The organism is Nonomuraea sp. WAC 01424 (assembly GCF_003947315.1).
Classification (GTDB): Bacteria; Actinomycetota; Actinomycetes; order Streptosporangiales; family Streptosporangiaceae; genus Nonomuraea; species Nonomuraea spiralis.
Map to the genome: position 1 here is coordinate 932467 of NZ_QHHZ01000001.1, position 17525 is coordinate 949991.

At 69.5% G+C, this 17525-nt stretch carries 20 protein-coding genes; 6 read left to right on the plus strand and 14 right to left on the minus strand.

Annotation, left to right across the window (positions count from 1 at the left end):
* Positions 1-50: 50 nt before the first annotated feature.
* From DMB42_RS04425 to DMB42_RS04440, 4 genes are all read right to left on the minus strand, one after another.
* Positions 51-1253, minus strand: coding sequence for an Ig-like domain-containing protein (locus tag DMB42_RS04425; RefSeq protein ID WP_125630778.1), 1203 nt, complete (start codon positions 1251-1253; stop codon positions 51-53).
* 141 nt (positions 1254-1394) lie between these two features.
* Positions 1395-1808 (minus strand): cytochrome c oxidase subunit 4, encoded by a 414-nt coding sequence (locus tag DMB42_RS04430; protein WP_125630780.1) that lies wholly within the window; start codon positions 1806-1808, stop codon positions 1395-1397.
* Positions 1808-3469: a cytochrome c oxidase subunit I gene (gene ctaD, locus DMB42_RS04435; protein WP_125630782.1), complete on the minus strand. Its 1662-nt coding sequence runs from the start codon at positions 3467-3469 to the stop codon at positions 1808-1810. The genes DMB42_RS04430 and ctaD overlap by 1 nt, the downstream gene beginning before the upstream one ends.
* Positions 3466-4299 carry a cytochrome c oxidase subunit II gene (locus tag DMB42_RS04440; protein ID WP_125630784.1) on the minus strand — a complete coding sequence of 278 codons (834 nt, stop codon included), beginning with the start codon at positions 4297-4299 and terminating at the stop codon, positions 3466-3468. The genes ctaD and DMB42_RS04440 overlap by 4 nt, the downstream gene beginning before the upstream one ends.
* A gap of 151 nt (positions 4300-4450) precedes the next feature.
* Here DMB42_RS04440 and DMB42_RS04445 point away from each other — a divergent pair, with 151 nt between their 5' ends.
* Genes DMB42_RS04445 through DMB42_RS04455 form a run of 3 tightly spaced genes read left to right on the plus strand, consistent with a single transcriptional unit; the run spans position 4451 to position 6309 of the window.
* Complete coding sequence (locus DMB42_RS04445; RefSeq protein ID WP_125630786.1) at positions 4451-5584, plus strand: cysteine desulfurase family protein; 1134 nt, start codon at positions 4451-4453, stop codon at positions 5582-5584.
* Positions 5581-5826 carry a sulfurtransferase TusA family protein gene (locus DMB42_RS04450; RefSeq protein WP_125630788.1) on the plus strand — a complete coding sequence of 82 codons (246 nt, stop codon included), beginning with the start codon at positions 5581-5583 and terminating at the stop codon, positions 5824-5826. The genes DMB42_RS04445 and DMB42_RS04450 overlap by 4 nt, the downstream gene beginning before the upstream one ends.
* A gap of 54 nt (positions 5827-5880) precedes the next feature.
* Complete coding sequence (locus DMB42_RS04455; protein WP_125630790.1) at positions 5881-6309, plus strand: CBS domain-containing protein; 429 nt, start codon at positions 5881-5883, stop codon at positions 6307-6309.
* A 52-nt stretch (positions 6310-6361) separates the two neighbouring features.
* Here the strand turns inward: DMB42_RS04455 and DMB42_RS04460 are convergent, their stop codons facing one another.
* The gene (locus DMB42_RS04460) at positions 6362-7348 is read right to left on the minus strand and encodes a carbohydrate kinase family protein (RefSeq protein WP_125630791.1); all 987 of its coding nucleotides are present in this window, start codon (positions 7346-7348) and stop codon (positions 6362-6364) included.
* Between the two features lie 108 nt (positions 7349-7456).
* Entirely contained in the window at positions 7457-7810 is a 354-nt protein-coding gene (erpA, locus tag DMB42_RS04465; protein WP_125630793.1) for an iron-sulfur cluster insertion protein ErpA, read from the minus strand.
* Between the two features lie 157 nt (positions 7811-7967).
* Between erpA and nadA the strand changes: the two genes are divergently transcribed.
* Positions 7968-9125, plus strand: coding sequence for a quinolinate synthase NadA (gene nadA, locus DMB42_RS04470; RefSeq protein ID WP_125630795.1), 1158 nt, complete (start codon positions 7968-7970; stop codon positions 9123-9125).
* A gap of 45 nt (positions 9126-9170) precedes the next feature.
* On the opposite strand, the gene DMB42_RS04475 is transcribed toward nadA, so the two are convergent.
* The 6 genes from DMB42_RS04475 to DMB42_RS04500 all read right to left on the minus strand — a co-directional run bounded on the left by DMB42_RS04475 (position 9171) and on the right by DMB42_RS04500 (position 13731).
* Entirely contained in the window at positions 9171-9773 is a 603-nt protein-coding gene (locus DMB42_RS04475) for an SIMPL domain-containing protein (RefSeq protein WP_125630797.1), read from the minus strand.
* A gap of 65 nt (positions 9774-9838) precedes the next feature.
* Positions 9839-11182: an alpha/beta fold hydrolase gene (locus DMB42_RS04480; RefSeq protein WP_125630799.1), complete on the minus strand. Its 1344-nt coding sequence runs from the start codon at positions 11180-11182 to the stop codon at positions 9839-9841.
* A gap of 25 nt (positions 11183-11207) precedes the next feature.
* On the minus strand, positions 11208-11765 hold the full coding sequence (locus DMB42_RS04485) for a PspA-associated protein PspAB (protein ID WP_125630801.1): 558 nt from the start codon (positions 11763-11765) through the stop codon (positions 11208-11210).
* A gap of 6 nt (positions 11766-11771) precedes the next feature.
* A complete protein-coding gene (gene htpX, locus DMB42_RS04490) occupies positions 11772-12671 on the minus strand; it encodes a zinc metalloprotease HtpX (RefSeq protein WP_125630803.1) in 900 nt (299 codons plus the stop codon).
* 5 nt (positions 12672-12676) lie between these two features.
* Positions 12677-12955 (minus strand): PspA-associated protein PspAA, encoded by a 279-nt coding sequence (locus DMB42_RS04495; RefSeq protein ID WP_125630804.1) that lies wholly within the window; start codon positions 12953-12955, stop codon positions 12677-12679.
* Complete coding sequence (locus tag DMB42_RS04500) at positions 12952-13731, minus strand: PspA/IM30 family protein (protein ID WP_396980996.1); 780 nt, start codon at positions 13729-13731, stop codon at positions 12952-12954. Before DMB42_RS04500 ends, DMB42_RS04495 begins: the two co-directional genes overlap by 4 nt.
* Positions 13732-13906: 175 nt before the next feature.
* Here DMB42_RS04500 and DMB42_RS04505 point away from each other — a divergent pair, with 175 nt between their 5' ends.
* The gene (locus tag DMB42_RS04505) at positions 13907-14491 is read left to right on the plus strand and encodes a DUF3043 domain-containing protein (RefSeq protein ID WP_229824051.1); all 585 of its coding nucleotides are present in this window, start codon (positions 13907-13909) and stop codon (positions 14489-14491) included.
* Between the two features lie 118 nt (positions 14492-14609).
* Here the strand turns inward: DMB42_RS04505 and DMB42_RS04510 are convergent, their stop codons facing one another.
* Positions 14610-15569: a hypothetical protein gene (locus DMB42_RS04510; RefSeq protein WP_125630808.1), complete on the minus strand. Its 960-nt coding sequence runs from the start codon at positions 15567-15569 to the stop codon at positions 14610-14612.
* A 56-nt stretch (positions 15570-15625) separates the two neighbouring features.
* On the opposite strand from DMB42_RS04510, the gene DMB42_RS04515 reads away from it, so the two are divergent.
* Positions 15626-16624 carry an aldo/keto reductase family protein gene (locus tag DMB42_RS04515; protein WP_125630810.1) on the plus strand — a complete coding sequence of 333 codons (999 nt, stop codon included), beginning with the start codon at positions 15626-15628 and terminating at the stop codon, positions 16622-16624.
* Positions 16625-16686: 62 nt separating this feature from the next.
* Here the strand turns inward: DMB42_RS04515 and DMB42_RS04520 are convergent, their stop codons facing one another.
* Entirely contained in the window at positions 16687-16893 is a 207-nt protein-coding gene (locus DMB42_RS04520; RefSeq protein WP_125630812.1) for a hypothetical protein, read from the minus strand.
* Positions 16894-17525 lie beyond the last annotated feature (632 nt).

The following is a 17525-nucleotide window of genomic DNA, read 5'->3' on the forward strand; positions in this document are numbered from 1 at the left end:
GTCCAGGGGCAGCTCAGGGCCGTGTACGCGGTGACCTGTGCTCGGATCGCTCAGAAGGTGATGCTCGGGCCCGCCTTCAGCGAGCTCCACTTGAGCCATTCCTTCCAGTTCTCCTGCCAGTGACCCCACCCGTTGGTGGGCTCCAGCTTCCGCGGCGATCCGGTGATGATGATCGGGTCGCCGATCAGCGTGTTCTTGATGAACCAGGCCGCGTTCTCCGGGCTGACGTTCACGCAGCCGTGGCTGACGTTGGAGTTGCCCTGCGAGCCCACCGACCAGGGCGCGCTGTGCACGTACTCGCCGCTGTTGGAGATGCGCACGGTGTTGTAGACGGTCAGCTGGTAGTAGCCGGACTGGCCGGGGCCGATGCCGGGCGAGGTCATGACGGTCACCGGCTCCCGCGACATCGCCAGGTGCACGCCCGAGGTCGTGTAGTACTTCCACTGGCCGCCCTGCCCGGCGCTCATCGGCATGGTGCGGATGCGCTTGCCGTCCCTGCGGACCGTCAGGACGTGCTCGTCGGTGGTCCCCTTGGTGATCTGGGAACGGCCGATCTTGAAGTCGAGGGTGACGTCGCGCTTGCCGTACAGGCCCTGGCCGCCGCGTACGCCGGCCAGCTTCGCCTCCAGCCGGACCTTGGTGTACGCCGGCCAGTACTCCTGCGGCCGGAAGTCCACGTGGCTGTCGTCGAACCAGTGCCAGGCCCCCTCCACCGGCTTGGAGCTGCGGATGGTGAGGTTGCGCTCGACGGCGATCCGGTCGCTCACCGGCTTGTCGAAGGCGATCATGACGGGCATGCCGATGCCGACCGTCAGCCCGGTGTCGTCCCGGTTCGGGGTGATCGACTGGATGTCGAACGTCTTGTCGCCCTTGACCGTGGTGAACGTGCTGGTGGTCTCGCTCTGCTTGCCCGCCGTGTCCACGGTGACGGCGGTGACGGTGTAGCCGGCGCCGGGCCGGGCGGTGGACGTGCTGCGCGCGCGGGTGCCGTCGCCGCTCAGGACGCCGCGCAGCCGGCCCGCCTTGCCGCCGTCCACCCGTACGCTCTTGAGCGTGGCGCCCTGGGCGGAGACCACCACGGGCTGGTCGGTGGCCACGTTCGCGGCCTTGTCCACCGGCGTGACCGCCACCGGGGGCTGCCGCTGCACCGCGCCGGGCAGTTCCTTCGACTCGTTCGCCGCGCCGCTCAGCGAGCACGCCGTGAGCAGCGCCAGGGCCAGCAGGCCGGCCGATCCATTCGCAACGCGCCCCACGAGTGACTCCCTCGCCCAAGATCCAACCTTCTCCCCCCTTATTACCCTGAGTGATCGATTCACCACATCCGTGACCTGGTAAAGAACGCGAAAAAGCGGGCGTCCTCCCGTATGGGAAGGACGCCCGCTTCGAGCCGCTTGTCAGTGCGAGAAGTTGCCCCGGTAGTACTGGAACACGAACCCGATCATGGCCATGATGATCAGGAACACGCCGATCAGGAACATCCAGAAGCCGATCACGAACCCGGCGAAGGCGAAGGCCGCCGCGAGGCACAGGAACAGCGGCCACCAGCTGCTCGGGCTGAAGAACCCGATCTCGCCGGCGCCGTCGCTGATGTCGGCCTGCTTGTCGTCCTCCGGCTGGGCCCCGATGCGCCGCGCGGTGAACATCAGGTAGTAGCCCACCATGAACGCGAACCCGACCGAGATCGCCATGGCGGTGGTGCCCACGGGCTCACCGTGGCCGGTCGCCGACTTGGTCCAGAACCAGTAGCCGACGTCGACCCCGGCGAAGAACAGGCCGCACAGCAGGAACAGCCAACCCTGGACCTTCATCAGGCCTCCACCTCCTGGGCGGACTTGGCGGACAGGTGCGGGTAGTGCAGGTCGAACGCCGGACGCTCGGACCGGATGCGCGGCAGCGAGGTGAAGTTGTGCCGCGGCGGCGGGCAGGAGGTCGCCCATTCGAGCGAGCCGCCGTAACCCCACGGGTCGTCCACGGTGACCCTCGGCGCCGAACGCCAGGTCTTCCAGACGTTGTAGAAGAACGGCAGCGTCGAGGCGCCCAGGATGAACGCGCCCACCGACGAGATCATGTTCAGGTCGGTGAAGCCGTCGGCCGCGCTGTAGTCGGCGTAGCGGCGCGGGAAGCCGACCATGCCGAGCCAGTGCTGCACGAGGAACGTGGTGTGGAAGCCGATGAACAGCAGCCAGAAGTGCAGCTTGCCGAGCTTGTCGTCGAGCATCTTGCCGGTGAACTTGGGCCACCAGAAGTAGAAGCCGGCGAACATGGCGAACACGACCGTGCCGAAGACCACGTAGTGGAAGTGGGCGACGACGAAGTAGGTGTCACTGATGTGGAAGTCGAGCGGCGGCGAGGCCAGGATGACACCGGTCAGGCCACCGAGCAGGAACGTGATCAGGAAGCCGACGGAGAACAACATCGGCGACTCGAACGACAGATGCCCGCGCCACATCGTGCCGATCCAGTTGAAGAACTTCACGCCAGTCGGAACCGCGATGAGGAACGTCATGAACGAGAAGAACGGCAACAACACCTGCCCGGTCGGGAACATGTGGTGCGCCCAGACCGTGATGGACAGACCGGCGATGGCGATGGTCGCGCCCACCAGGCCGATGTAGCCGAAGATCGGCTTGCGGCTGAAGACCGGCAGGATCTCCGTCACGATGCCGAAGAACGGCAGCGCGATGATGTAGACCTCCGGATGGCCGAAGAACCAGAACAGGTGCTGCCACAGGATCGGCCCGCCGTTGGCGGGGTCGAAGATGTGGGTGCCGAGCTTGCGGTCGGCCTCCAGGGCCAGCAGCGCCGCGGCCAGCACGGGGAAGGCCATCAGCACGAGCATGCTGGTCAGCAGGATGTTCCAGGTGAAGATCGGCATGCGGAACATGGTCATGCCGGGGGCGCGCATGCAGATGATCGTCGTGATGAAGTTCACCGAGCCGAGGATCGTGCCGAGACCCGACAGGGCCAGGCCCATGATCCACAGGTCGCCGCCGATGCCGGGCGAGGCGATCGCGCTCGACAGCGGCGTGTAGGCGAACCAGCCGAAGGAGGCCGCGCCGCCCGGCGTGAGGAAGCCGGACACGGCGATGATGCTGCCGAACAGGTAGAGCCAGTAGCTCACCATGTTCAGTCGCGGGAAGGCCACGTCGGGGGCGCCGATCTGCAGCGGCATCAGCTCGTTGGCGAAGCCGGCGAACAGCGGCGTCGCGAACATCAGCAGCATGATCGTGCCGTGCATGGTGAACAGCTGGTTGAACTGCTCGTTGCTGGTGATCTGCAGCCCGGGCTGCGCCAGCTCGGCCCTCATGATCAGCGCCATGACGCCGCCGATCAGGAAGAAGGCGAACGACGTGATCAGGTACATGTGCCCGATGATCTTGTGATCAGTCGAGGACAGCCACTTGGCGATGATCTGGCCCTTGGTGACGGGCCGGACCGCTGCGCGAAGTGGTTCTTGGATGGCGGTCACTGGGCACTCCCAGCCTGGGTCGCGATGTACTGGTCGAACTCAGCCTGCTTGACGAGCTTCACCTTGAACAACATCCGGCTGTGATCGACGCCGCACAGCTCGGCGCACCGGCCCGCGTAGATGCCCACACGGTCGTCGCCGAGGGTCTTGATCTCGAACTTGCGTCCGGGGTTGCCCTCCGGGATGCCGGGGATGATGTCCCGCTTGAACAGGAACTCAGGCACCCAGAACGAGTGGATCACGTCGTCCGTCGACAGGTCGAACTCGACCTTGGTGTTCGTCGGCAGGACCAACTGCGGGCCCTCCCGGTAGTCGCTCACCGGCATGCCGGGCACGGGCTGCGTCGTCTTGCCGTTGTAGGTCGTGGTGAAGCGCCAGCTCCACTGGTACGCCTCGACCTTGACCTTGACGGGGGCGTCACCCGCGACGTCCGTGAGGGCCTTGCTGTCGCGGGCGGTGAAGAAGAAGAACACCGACACCATGACGAGCGGGATCACCGTGTAGAGGATCTCGATCGGCAGGTTGTAGCGCACCTGGGGAGGCAGTTCCGCCTTCGACCTGCGCTTGCGGTGGAAGATCGCGGCCCACACGATCAGAACGATGACGACGAGGCCCGTGGCCAGTGCGGCGATCCAGGCCCCGTTCCACAAATGCTGAACGACCTCGGCCTGCTCGGTGACGCCCTCGGGCAGCAGGCCGTTGGACCAGTCGAACTTGGGAACGTCATTAGCACACGCCGTAGCAGTGGCCAGCAGCAACGCCAAAGCGGCGGCGCGCGGCACCCTGCGCCGGGCCAACGAACGCCGCGTCGTACGGCGAGTCGGACTCACGGATCGCCTACCCCACAGATGAAGCCCAAGAGTCTTTCCCTTGGGTGCTCGTATTTCCAAATGCACAGCTGATTGCAGACACATTAGCGTGCAGGTGTCCCGCCCTACCGCGCGACCCCTCGATGGTGCCGCAAGTGGGACGATAGGTCTCGTGGCGTATTTCGACGCGGCCTCGAGCGAGCCGCTCCACCCTCAGGCACGCGAGGCGCTGCTGGCGGCGATCGACGTCGGCTGGGCCGACCCCGCGAGACTGTACGGCCAGGCCCGCCGTGCTCACCTGCTGTTGGAGCAGGCCCGCACGGAGGTGGCCGAGGCGCTCGGCGCGCGACCCGACGAGGTGTCGTTCACCTCGTCCGGCACGCAGGCCGTGCATCTCGGCGTCCTCGGCACCCTACACGGCAGGCGGAGGGTCGGGCGTCATCTGGTCACCAGCGCGGTCGAGCACTCCAGCGTCCTGCACGCGGCCGGCGTGCACGAACGCGACGGCGGCACGGTCGAGACCGTGGGCGTCGACCTGCGCGGACGGGTCGATCTCGACGCGTTCGCCGCGGCGGTGGCGCGGCCCGGCACCGCGCTGGCCTGCCTGCAGACCGCCAACCACGAGGTCGGCACCGCGCAGCCGGTGGCCGAGGCGGCCGCCGCGTGCCGGGCCAACGGGGTGCCGCTGCTGGTGGACGCGGCCCAGACGGCCGGCCGGATGCCGGTCCCGCCCGGCTGGTCGGTGCTGACGGCCAGTGCCCACAAGTGGGGCGGCCCGGCCGGGGTGGGCGTGCTGGCGGTGCGCAAGGGCACCCGTTTCCGCTCGTTCCTGCCCGAGGACGAGCGCGAACGGCGTCGGGTGCCGGGTTTCGAGAACGTGCCCGGCATCGTGGCCGCGGCGGCGGCGCTGCGCGCGATGAGCGCCGAGGCGGCCCAGGAGCAGGCGCGGTTGTCCGAGCTCGTCACCCGGATCAGGGAGACCGTCCCCGCGATCGTGCCGGACGTCGAGGTGATCGGCGACCCGGTCGGCCGGGCGCCCCACATCGTCACCTTCTCCTGCCTCTACGTCGACGGCGAGGTGCTGCTCACCGAACTGGACAAGGCGGGATTCGCCGTATCGTCCGGAAGTTCATGCACCGCTAGTACGCTTCGTCCATCGCACGTTCTCGAAGCGATGGGCGTACTGACGCATGGGAATGTCCGGGTGTCGCTGCCCAGGGGCACCTCCGCGGCCGAGGTCGACAGGTTCCTGGCCGTGCTGCCCGACCTGGTTCACCGCATCCGGCACGACGCAGGAGTCGCATGACCGAGGTAACTCAGCCGGCATTGACGATCGACGCGCTCGGCAAGAAGTGCCCGATCCCGATCATCATGCTCGCCGAGCAGATCAATCACGTGCCGCTCAACGCCGTGGTGGCGGTGCTGGCCGACGATCCGGCCGCCTACACCGACGTACCGGCCTGGTGCCGGCTGAAGTCCCACCGCCACGTGGCCTCCTACGAGCTGCCCTCGGGCGGCTGGGCCATCCACGTGATGCGCAACTACTGACGGTTTGTGGGTAGGGCCCTCCCCTGAGGGGACATCGACCTTTCGGGGGAAACCATGGCCAAGGGGAACGAGACCGCCCGCGACGTGATGAGCACCGGCACGGAGTGCATCGCCGCGCACGAGACGCTCGACCGGGCGGCGCAGATGATGCGCAACAGCGACGTGGGGGCACTGCCCGTGTGCGGGCCCGACGACCGCGTGACGGGCATCATCACCGACCGCGACATCGTGGTGAAGTGCGTCGCGGCCGGTCACGACCCCGCGCAGGTGACGGCGGGCGAACTGGCGACCGGCCTGGTCTGGGTGCCGGCGGACGCCGCCGTGCAGGAGGCGCTCACGCGCATGGAGCAGAACCAGATCAAGCGGCTGCCCGTACTGGAGGGCGAGCGCATCGTCGGCATGATCAGCGAGGCCGACCTCGCCCAGCACCTGCCCGACGACCAGCTCGCCGAGTTCGTGCACCGGGTGTACGCCAAGCACTGACCGTGAGGGAGATCGCCCCGCCACGCCTTCCGGCCGGCGGGGCGTTCGGCTGTCAGGGGTGGTAGCAGCGCACGTGGTCGGCGATCTCGGCGGCGGCCTCGGCGCCGTACGCGGCCGTGAAGCGCTCCAGGAAGACCTTCTGCCCCAGTTCGTACTCCTGGCCGCCGACGCGCTCCAGCACGTGCGTGGCCGTCAGGTTGCCGATCTGGCCGCAACGCTCCAGCGGCAGCCCCCACGCCAGCCCGGACAGGAACCCGGCGCGGAAGGCGTCGCCGACGCCCGTGGGGTCGGCCTTGCCCCGCTCGGGAGCCGGTGCGACCTGCACGGACGGCTCGCCCTTGCGGTCGATGACCGCGCCCTTGGGGCCGAGCGTGGTGATCCGGACGCCGACCCGGTCGAGGATCTCCTCGTCGGACCAGCCGGTCTTCTGCTCGATGAGCCCCTTCTCGTAGTCGTTGGAGAACAGGTACGCGGCGCCGTCGACGAGCTGCCTGATCTGCTCGTCCTCCATACGGGCGAGCTGCTGGGAGATGTCGGCGGCGAACGGGATGTCGCGCTGGCGGCACTCGTCGGTGTGGCGCAACATCGCGTCGGGGTCGTTGGGGCTGATCAGCACCAGGTCGAGCCCGCCGATCCGGGCGGAGACCGGCTGCAGCTCGATCAGCCGCGCCTCGGCCATCGCCCCGGTGTAGAAGGAGGCGATCTGGTTGTGGTGCTCGTCGGTGGTGCACAGGAAACGCGCGGTGTGCTGCGTCTCGGAGACGTGCACGGATTCGCAGTCGACGCCGTGGCGCTCCAGCCAGGAGCGGTAGTCGGCGAAGTCGTTGCCGACGGCGCCCACCAGGATCGGCTTGAGGCCGAGGCAGCCCATGCCGAAGGCGATGTTGGCCGCGCAGCCGCCGCGACGGATCTGAAGGTCGTCGACCAGGAACGAGAGCGACACCCGGTCGAGCTGCTCGGCGATGAGCTGATCGCCGAAGCTTCCTGGGAACGTCATCAAGTGGTCTGTCGCGATGGAGCCGGTTACGGCGATGCGCACGGGATTCTTCTTCCTCGTTGTCAGCAGGCCAATGAGCCCCACGAGAATACGCGAAGGTCCCGCTCGCACAAAGGCGGGCGGGACCCCACAGGCCGAAGCCGTGACCCCTTAGTTGAACGAGTCGCCACAGGCGCACGAGCCGGTGGCGTTGGGGTTGTCGATGGTGAAGCCCTGCTTCTCGATCGTGTCGACGAAGTCGATGCTGGCGCCCAGCAGGTAGGGGGCGCTCATGCGGTCGGTGACCACGCTCACACCACCGAAGTCCGTCACCACGTCACCGTCCATGGAACGGTCGTCGAAGAAGAGCTGGTAGCGCAGGCCGGAGCAACCACCCGGCTGCACGGCGACCCTCAGCTGCAGACCTTCCTCGCCCTGCTGCTCCAGCAGGCTCTTGACCTTCGCGGCGGCCGCGTCAGTCAGGATCAGGCCCTGCGTCGTGGTCTCGCTGCTCTCAACCGTCATCTGCTGACTCCCTAACCCGGCTGTCTGATTCCGACGTCCTACTGATGACGCTACCAACACATGGCCCATGCCACACATTCCCGGGTCCCCAACCTCCGGAATAACCACATTCGTCCGTGTGTCATAGTGAGTATCGTCAAAACGACGATAAGGGGGTATGGCGATGGCCACCCAGACTGGGCTGCCGCTCTTCGTCCTCGGGCAGGGCGCCGATCCGCACAGCGAGAAGGGCGTCGAGTGCCCCGGCGAGCTGCCGCCGGCGTCCGACCCGGACCTGGTCGAGCGGGCCCGCAAGGCCAAGGAGGCGCTGGGCGACCGCCTGTTCGTGCTGGGCCACCACTACCAGCGCGACGAGGTCATCCAGTTCGCCGACGTGACGGGCGACTCCTTCAAGCTCGCCCAGCAGGCCGCGGCGCGTCCCGAGGCGGAGTTCATCGTCTTCTGCGGCGTGCACTTCATGGCCGAGTCCGCCGACATCCTGACCGGCGACGGGCAGAAGGTTGTGCTGCCCGACCTGGCCGCCGGGTGCTCGATGGCCGACATGGCCACGTTCGACCAGGTGGAGGAGTGCTGGGAGGCCCTTGAGGACGCCGGTCTGGCCGGTGAGGTGGTCCCGGTCACGTACATGAACTCCAGCGCCGACATCAAGGCGTTCTGCGGCCGCAACGGCGGCGTGGTGTGCACCTCCTCCAACGCCAAGAGGGCGCTGGACTGGGCGTTCGAGCAGGGCCGCAAGGTGCTGTTCCTGCCCGACCAGCACCTCGGGCGCAACACGGCGGTCCTGGAGATGGGCATGTCGCTGGAGGACTGCGTGGTCTGGAACCCGCACCGTCCCGGTGGCGGCCTGACCCGCGAGCAGCTCGACCGGGCGCGGATGATCCTGTGGAAGGGCCACTGCTCGGTGCACGGCCGCTTCACGGCCGAGTCCGTCGACGACGTACGCGCCCGCATCCCCGGCGTGAACGTGCTCGTGCACCCCGAGTGCCGGCACGAGGTGGTGCTCAAGGCCGACCACGTGGGCTCGACCGAGCACATCATCAAAACCCTCCAGGCCGCTCCCGCCGGTTCGAGCTGGGCCATCGGCACCGAGCTGAACCTGGTCAAGCGGCTGGCCACCATGTTCCCCGACAAGAACGTCTCGTTCCTGGACCGGACGGTCTGCTACTGCTCCACCATGAACCGCATCGACCTGCCCCACCTGGTGTGGGCGCTGGAGTCGCTCGTCCTGGGCGACGTCGTCAACCGGATCACGGTGGACGACGACACCGCCCACTGGGCCAGGGTCGCCCTCGACCGCATGCTGGCCCTCCCGTAGCCGGCCGAGCCTGGCCGCGGCGAGGAGCGCCCGCCCTCGCCGCGGCTAGGCGAAGTCGTAGCCGACGCGGACGGTGACCGTGAGGGTCTGGCGGCCCGGGCTGACCGAGGGGGCGCTGTCGGCCGCCGCGAAGGCCATGGTGGTCAGCGGCTGGGCGCCGCCCCTGACCTCCTCGGCGATCGAGACGACCGGGCCGAGCGGGCGGCCGGCCAGCCCGGCGTACTGGGATGCCTTGGCCGCGGCGTCCGCGAACGCCCTCGACCTGGCCTCGCCGAGCACCGACGCCGGGTCGGACAGCTCGAAGGCCACGCCGTTGAGCCGGGCCTCCTCGCCCACGCCCGCCACCGTGTCGATGACGGCGTCGGCCCGCGACAGGTCCCTGACGACGACCTCGACGCCCTGCGCCGCGCGGTAGGCCGACACCTTCGGGAAGACCTCGTACTCGGGCCCCAGGGAGAGCTCGACCGTACGCACGTCGTGGGCCGCGACGCCGGCCTGGCGCAGCGCGTCGGCCAGCCGGGCCGCGGCGGCCCTGACGGCCGTGAACGCCTCGGAGGCCGACGGCCTGCGCACCTCGACGCCCGCCAGCAACCGCAGGACGTCGGGAGCGGCCTGCACGCTGCCCTCACCGACGACGGAGATGTCCACGCCTGCCCCCTCGACTGGGTTCGCCTCGATCCTACGGGCGTGTCCTGCCCCCGCCTACGGGAAGCTCACACGGCGCCGGCGATCGCGCCCGGATCGTCCAGCTCGACCTGGTGCCCGGAGGCGGGTAGGAGGACGAGTTCGGCGTCGACGGCGACGGCCAGCCGCTCCTGGCGGGCGTCCCGGGCGCCGGCGGCGATCACGGTGACCGGGATGTCGGGGAAGGGGTGCCCGTACCGGATGCGGCGCAGGTCGGCGGCCATGTCGCGGCGGGCCAGCCACTCCCCCGCCACCGCCACGGGCACCTTGCCCATGCGATACACGCCGAAGGGGTCGCCCGTACCCGTGACCAGGCGGTGCGTCAGGGGCCCGGCCAGGCGGGCCAGCGCGTTGGCGCCCCACGTGCCGCCCAGGGCGGGCAGCCACGCGCCCAGGGCGGTCGCGAGCGCGAGCGGGCGGCGCAGGGGCGGTGGGCACGGGTCCACCAGGACGAGCTTGGCCACGCACAACGGGTGCAGCCGGGCGAACGCCTCGGCGTGCCAGCAGGACGCGCCGTGCGCGACCAGGGTGACCTGGGACGGGTGCGAGGGGGCCAGCGCGGCCAGCCGGGCGACCTCGCCGTACAGGGTGGGCCGGTCGGGGGCGGGCGGGCTGAGGCCGAGCCCTGGACGGTCGAAGCGGACGACCCGGTGACCGGCGGCCAGCGCCGCGGCCACGGCGTCCCAGTGGAACCAGGCGCCGCCGAGCCCCGCCGTGATGAGCACGCCGGGGCCGGCGCCCTGGTCGACGACGTGCGGAGGGCCGCAGGAGCTCTCGTGGCCGTCGTGGACGAGCAGCCTGAGCGCCACGTACACCAGCCAGACGGCGATCATCGTCAGCTGGACGCGGTGCGCGAGGCCGGCCCACCGTCCGGCGGCCAGGGCGGCCAGCATGACCAGGGTGGCCGCCACGTTCAGGCCGGTGAGCGTCCATGACACCACCGAGCGCCAGCGTGCGGCGAGCAGCGCCATCGCGGCCAGCAGGGCCACCACGCCCAGCGCCCCGACGACCAGATGGAACAGTTGGGAGGCCCCGTCGCCACGGCAGGACGGATCGCTGAGCACGGCGCAGTCGAGCGGGAACAGGCCGGACAGGACCGTCAGCAGCCCGAACGCGGTCAGCGCCAGCCAGCCGGCCCACTCGCGCGCCACCCGCGGCACCACGGCCACGGCGGCGAGGCAGGCCAGCCCCGACAGCACGTCGCTGACCCGGAACAACCGCGTCCAGGGCTGGTCGCGGGCGGCCAGCTCGCTGACGTAACCGTCGGTCCTGTCCACGGCGGGCGTGGTGAACTGCCCGGTGATCCACGCGCTGTACAACACCGCCGCCACGATGAGCACCGAGGCGGCAGCGACGAACAACCTTCGCTCCACGTGACGATTACACCACTATGGGTGTTCAGAGGCCCGGAGCACCCCATACCGGGAACCATCGGCTGAGGTCGGACTCCAGCGGCAGCTCGCCCTCCAGAGCGCCCCTGGCCTGCAGTTCGAGCGCGTTGTCGCGCCGCTGCCCGGGCAGCGGCGCGAACGGGTAGAACGTGCCGCGCTTGTACAGGTAGACGACGGCCAGCCGCCTGCCGTCCGGATCGGCGAACGACACCAGCGAGCACAACAACGACGGCCCGAACCCGGCCGACTCCAGCGAGGAGTTGACCGCGTGCAGCTCGGTGACCAGGTCACTGACGTCGTCGGGCGAGCGCCGGACCAGCAGCCAGGTGTAGCCGTAGCCGTCGTCGGACTCCTCGACGCGCTCGCCGAGCAGCGCCTTGACGTCGCGTTCCAGCGTGGCGAACGCGCCGCCCTCCGCCGCCCGGAACGACACCGAGCCGAGACCGGTGGGGACGAGACCGGTCGCGGCCTGGAGCGTCACGGCGGCGGACGGCAGCGCGAACAGCGCGTCGAGATTGGGCTTGGCCGGCTTGGACCGGCCCAGCAGCGCGTCGAGCCAGCCCATACGGTCTCAGCCCCTTCCGAGCTGCTTGGAGATGGACGCGAGGAGTTCGAGCCGCCGTTCCAGCGGCGGATGCGTGGAGAACAGGTTCGCCAGCGTCTCCCCCTTGGCCAGCGCCGGGGCGAAGTAGAAGGCGTTGAACGGCTCCGCCTCGCGCAGATCCCTGGTCGGGATCCTCGCCATGTCGCCGGTGACCTTGGTCAGCGCGCTGGCCAGGGCCGAGGGACGCTGCGTGAGCAGGGCTCCGGCCCGGTCGGCGGCCAGCTCGCGGTAACGCGACAGGGCCCGGGTGAGCAGGAAGCTGACGGCGTACACGATGATCGAGACCAGCATGATGATCAGCCCGACCGGGATGCCGCCCTGGCCGTTGTCCCTGCGCCCGCCGAAGCCGGCGTAGAGGGCGAACCGGGTCATGAGCCCCGCGACGATCCCCAGGAACGAGGCGATCGTCATGACGGCGACGTCGCGGTGGGCGACGTGCGACAACTCGTGGGCCAGGACGCCTTCGAGCTCCTGCGGCTCCAGGCGGCGCAGGATGCCCGTCGTCACGCAGACGACGGCGCGCTTCTGGTTGCGGCCGGTGGCGAAGGCGTTGGGGACGTCGGAGTCGGCGATCGCCACCCGCGGCTTGGGCATGTCGGCCAGCGCGCACAGCCGGTCGATCAGGCCGTGGAGCTCGGGGGCCTCCTGTGGGGAGACCTCCCGCCCGTGCATCGCGAACAACGCGATGTGGTCGGACAGGAAGTACTGCACCAGCAGCAGCCCCCCGGCGAGCACCAGCACGGTCAGCGCGCGCACGCCGAGAGCGATCAGCCCGCCGACGAACACCACGTAGAGCAGCCCCAGCAGGAACATCGTCACGACCATGCGGCGGGTCAGGCCGCTGTCGGACGCGAACCGCGTACCCACGGGACTCAGCCCGGAATGAGGCCTTGGTCGCCCAGCATCTCCCGGACCTCCTCGATCGAGGCGTCCGCGGGGGGAAGGATCAGCTCTGACGGCTCAAGGCTGTCGTCGGGAAGCGCCTTGCCCACATGGCGCACCTTGTCGAGCAACGCGTGCAGCTTGACGCGGAAGGCACTCTCGTCGCCGGTCTCGATGGCGGCCTCGAGCTCGCTGTCGAGCTCGTTGAGCACCGCGATGTCGTCCGCCGAGATCTCCACCTGGCCCTCGCCCATGATTCTGACGATCATGCGCCCTCCCCGGGCTGACGCAGCTGCTGGGTGTGACCCTGCTGCGGCTGGGCCTGCTGCTGCGGCTGCCCCTGCTCGATGGCGCTCTTGGGCGCCGGGCCCTGGCCCAGCTCGGACTTCATCCGGGCCAGCTCCAGCTCGACGTCCATGCCGCCGCCCATGCGGTCGAGCTCGGCCTGGATGTCGTCGCCGCGGGTGCCGCTGAAGTCGTCGAGTGCGCCGCTGGCCAGCAGCTCGTCGATCGCCCCCGCGCGGGCCTGCATCTGCGCCGTCTTGTCCTCGGCGCGCTGGATCGCCAGGCCGACGTCGCCCATCTCCTCGGAGATGCCGGAGAACGCCTCGTTGATGCGCGTCTGCGCCTCGGCGGCGGTGTAGGTCGCCTTGATCGTCTCCTTCTTCGTACGGAAGGAGTCGACCTTGGCCTGCAGCCGCTGGGAAGCCGTGGTCAGCTTCTCCTCCTCGGCCTGCAGGTTGTCGTGCTGGACCTTGAGGTCGGCCATCTGCCCCTGCAGATTGGACCGCCGCTGCAGGGCCTCACGCGCGAGGTCCTCGCGCCCGACGGACAGCGCCTTGCGGCCCTGGTCCTCGTAGCGCCTGGCCTGTGCCTCCAGGCCGTTGATCTGCAGTTCTACCCGCTTGCGCGAGGTGGCCACGTCGGCCACCCCTCGACGCACCTTCTGCAGCAACTCGAGCTGCCGCTGATAGGAGTAGTCAAGCGTCTCGCGCGGATCCTCCATCTTGTCCAGGGCCTTGTTGGCCTTGGACTTGAAGATCATCGAAAGTCTCTTCATCACGCTCATGCGCGTCGGCCGTCCCCTTCTAGGTCGTGCTGGTGTTCACCCAATGCAGCGCAGCCGCCTTGGGATTACCCTACGCATAACGCACGGGGGCGTCACTAAGTTGCAGTCCAGGTAGGGTTGACGTGTGTTGCGACGCCGATCCCAAACCTCCGTGGACGACACCCCCGTCCCCGTTGACGATCCTAAGCCCCAGGGTAAAGGTCGTCCCACACCCAAGCGCCGGGATGCCGAGGGCAGACGACGCCAGCCGGTCTCCGCGCCGAAGGACCGCAAGGAGGCCTATCGGCAGATGCGGGCCAAGCAGGCCTCCGAGCGCGACCGGGCCCGCAAGGGCATGCTCGCAGGTGACGAGCGTTATCTTCCTGTTCGCGACAAGGGTCCGGCGCGCAAGTTCGCGCGCGACTGGGTCGACTCGCGGCGCCTGCCGAGCCAGTACTTCCTGCCGTTCTCGCTACTGATCCTGCTGGCGACCTGGGTGCCGTGGCCCATCGAGATCCGGGCCAAGGTGCTCAACATCGTGATCGCGGTCGGCTGGCCCATCATGATGGTCGGCGTCCTGTTCACCTCCGTCTACGTGGCGTGGAAGGTGAAGAAGGAGGTCGCGGCCAAGCTGCCCAACGAGAGCGTGAAGGGCGTCGGCTTCTACGCGGCCATGCGGGCCCTGCAGATCCGCAAGCTGCGTTTCCCGCCGCCCACGGTGCTGCCGGGCGGACGGCCCGCGCCGCCCAAGAAGTAGTCCAGGTTTCCCGATTTTTCGGGAAACCACCTAATCGGCGACGCTCCGCGTGCCCATCACCGTTCCCGGTGGTGGGCACGTGCGCGTCCCGGCGTGGCCCCGCGACGTGCGTCCCGGGTCAGCCCGCCGGCTTCCAGCGCAGGAGGCCGCCGCTGACCGCCGGGCGCCGGCCGTCGATCGTCCCGCCCCGTTCGAGGGCGTCGGCGACGGTCCGCAGCAGCGTGTACGACGACTTCAGCCGCCTGCCCGTCGCCCCGGTGACCGTCCCGTCGGCCGAGCTCACGACGGCGTACGCGACGTCGCCGTCGGGGCCGGTGTAGGACAGGAACGGGATCAGCAGGCCGTCCCAGGAGCCGGGCTGGTCGCGGGCGCACATCTCGCGCCAGGCGTCCCTCATGCCGCGGACCGTGAGGTGGGCGCGCGCTCCCGGGCGGAAGCCGAAGACGCCGGCCCCGCGCGAGCCGTTGTGGCGCAGCAGGGAGGCGCGCAGGGCGTCGGGGAAGTCCAGGCCCGTCTGCGATTCCGCCACCGCGATCGTGCGCGCCCTGACCGGGGCGCCCAGCGTGCGGTAGGTGCGGGGGGCGTGCGTCCTGAGCCAGCGTTCGATGCGCCGCCATTGGGCGTCCACGGCCCGCTTGACCTCGGGGGCGACCCTGCGGGGGTCGATCGGGCGGGGGCTGGGCGCGCAGTTGGGCGGGGTGGCCGTGGCCTGGGTGGCCGTGGCAGCGTCGGTGCGCGTGGCCTGGGCGGTCGTGGCCGTGGCCTGGGCGGTGGCGCGTGCCGTTTCCAGGGGCTCGGTCTTCGTCGTGGCCGCCTGCTGCTGCTCGGTGGCGGCGCGCGCGAGGGCCTGGGCGTCGCGCTGCTCCGTCGTACGGGTCAGGGCGAGCACCAGCGCGACGACCGCGACCGCGGCGACGACCAGCCACAGCAGGGCCGCCCTCCCGCCGCGGGCCCGCCGGACGGGCACGGGTACGGACGGCGGCGGCTCGGCCCTGGGCAGGCGGGCACGGCGGCGTAACCGCACCGCGAGGGCGATCAGGACGGCCGCGGTGAGAGCCTGGCGGACGAGCTTGAGCACGTCGCGCACCCTATCCCGAAACCAATCGGTTCATGTGACGCCTTAAGGTCGGACGTATGGAATTCCGACACCTCGGTCGTAGCGGTCTCAAGGTCAGCGAGATCAGCTACGGCAACTGGCTCACCCACGGCTCCCAGGTCGAGGAGGACGCCGCCAAGCTGTGCGTGCAGGCGGCGCTCGACGAGGGCATCACCACCTTCGACACCGCCGACGTCTACGCGGGGACGAAAGCCGAAGAGGTGCTCGGCCGGGCGCTGAAGGGCGTCCGCAGGGAGTCGCTGGAGATCTTCACCAAGGTCTACTGGCCCACCGGCCCCGGCCAGAACGACCGCGGCCTGTCCCGCAAGCACGTCACCGAGTCGATCAACAGCTCGCTGCGCCGCCTCCAGACCGACTACGTCGACCTCTACCAGGCCCACCGCTTCGACAACGAGACGCCGCTGGAGGAGACGCTCAAGACGTTCGACGACCTCGTACGCCAGGGCAAGGTGCTCTACGTCGGCGTCAGCGAGTGGACGGCCGACCAGATCGCCAGGGCGCTCAAGATCGCCGACGAGATGGGCTTCGACCGGATCGTGTCGAACCAGCCCCAGTACTCGATGCTCTGGCGGGTCATCGAGGCCGAGATCGTGCCGCTGAGCGAGCGCGAGGGCGTCGGCCAGATCGTCTGGTCGCCGATCGCGCAGGGCGTGCTCACCGGCAAGTACCTGCCCGGGCAGCAGCCCCCGCAGGGCTCGCGGGCGACCGACGCGAGCGGCAGCGCCATGATCGCGCGTTACATGAACGACGACGTGCTCGCCCGCGTCCAGGAACTCAAGCCGATCGCCGCCGACCTCGGCCTGACCATGGCCCAGCTCGCCGTGGCGTGGGTGCTGCAGAACCCGAACGTCTCCAGCGCCATCGTCGGCGCCACCCGCCCAGAGCAGGTGCGCGACAACGTCAAGGCCGCCGGCGTCAAGCTGGAGGACGAGGTGCTGAAGCGCATCGACGACGTCCTCGGCACGGTCGTGGAGCGCGACCCCGCCAAGACGATCAGCCCGAGCACCCGTCCGTAGCGCGGGCCGCGAAAAGCCCCTTGAGCCACAATGCGCTCAAGGGGTTCTTTCTTTTCCCGGAATCACTCGGGGCGCAATGACAATCCCGTGTATTCGACGCGGTCCTCGTCGAGCAGCGCCACCCGCTCGACTCCGGCTTCGAGCAGGTCACGCCAGTTCTCCCCGATCCAGGATTCCGCGTCGGCCTGGCTCGGGAACACCTCTCGCGGCAAAGGGCGTTCGGTCACCTCACCACCATTTGCATTTTCATAACGCCACCGCCATGTCATGCCATACGCTCCTTTTCCGCGGGTTCGCCGGCGCGTTCCCTCCGACCGCACTGGAACCCTACTCCCGAGCTCGGAGGTCCATCGATGCTGCGCGCGTGCCGTGTTGCGGCCGGGGTCGTCGTGGGGGCGCCCGTCTCACTTCTTCTCCCCCTCTCCGGTGCTCGCCTCACCCTTGCATCGGATGGTGGCGGCTTGTCGGGTGGGTTGCCGGTGCTGTTGGTGGGAGGTGGTGCGGGTGCGCTTCTGCTGTTCGGCGCCGCCGCCTGGGCGACCGCCGGGCGCCGCACCGGCACCCCTCGCAGAGAACGCCCCCCGACCATCGCTCGCTGAGGCCCCTCCAGCTCAGAGACCTCCACCCGGCAAGCCCTCGCGCCCGGCAAGCCGTCTGCTCCCGACCCAAGCGCCCCCGTGCGCCTGCATTCGATGCCTCTCCCTCCGGTGGGGAGGGGCTGGGCCCGTTCAGGCGTTTCTGGGGGCGAGCGGCTCATGGCTGAGCGGCCCCGGGCTCTGGTGGTCGGTAGCCTCTGGGCGGTGAAGCTTCTTTTCTCCGGGACCGCTGGTGAGGCCGGGTGGCCGGTGCCGGGGTGCCCGTGTGCCTCGTGCGTACGGCTTTCCCCTGGGTATCGCCGTCC

What these genes read in the sequence shown, in the direction of transcription:
- DMB42_RS04495 (WP_125630804.1), bottom strand. Translation starts at nt 12,955, where the DNA reads ATGATCGTCAGAATCATGGGCGAGGGCCAGGTGGAGATCTCGGCGGAC.
- DMB42_RS04455 (WP_125630790.1), top strand. Translation starts at nt 5,881, where the DNA reads ATGGCCAAGGGGAACGAGACCGCCCGCGACGTGATGAGCACCGGCACG.
- DMB42_RS04500 (WP_396980996.1), bottom strand. Translation starts at nt 13,731, where the DNA reads ATGATCTTCAAGTCCAAGGCCAACAAGGCCCTGGACAAGATGGAGGAT.
- DMB42_RS04515 (WP_125630810.1), top strand. Translation starts at nt 15,626, where the DNA reads ATGGAATTCCGACACCTCGGTCGTAGCGGTCTCAAGGTCAGCGAGATC.
- nadA (WP_125630795.1), top strand. Translation starts at nt 7,968, where the DNA reads ATGGCGATGGCCACCCAGACTGGGCTGCCGCTCTTCGTCCTCGGGCAG.
- DMB42_RS04520 (WP_125630812.1), bottom strand. Translation starts at nt 16,893, where the DNA reads ATGACATGGCGGTGGCGTTATGAAAATGCAAATGGTGGTGAGGTGACC.
- DMB42_RS04450 (WP_125630788.1), top strand. Translation starts at nt 5,581, where the DNA reads ATGACCGAGGTAACTCAGCCGGCATTGACGATCGACGCGCTCGGCAAG.
- erpA (WP_125630793.1), bottom strand. Translation starts at nt 7,810, where the DNA reads ATGACGGTTGAGAGCAGCGAGACCACGACGCAGGGCCTGATCCTGACT.
- DMB42_RS04485 (WP_125630801.1), bottom strand. Translation starts at nt 11,765, where the DNA reads ATGGGCTGGCTCGACGCGCTGCTGGGCCGGTCCAAGCCGGCCAAGCCC.
- DMB42_RS04430 (WP_125630780.1), bottom strand. Translation starts at nt 1,808, where the DNA reads ATGAAGGTCCAGGGTTGGCTGTTCCTGCTGTGCGGCCTGTTCTTCGCC.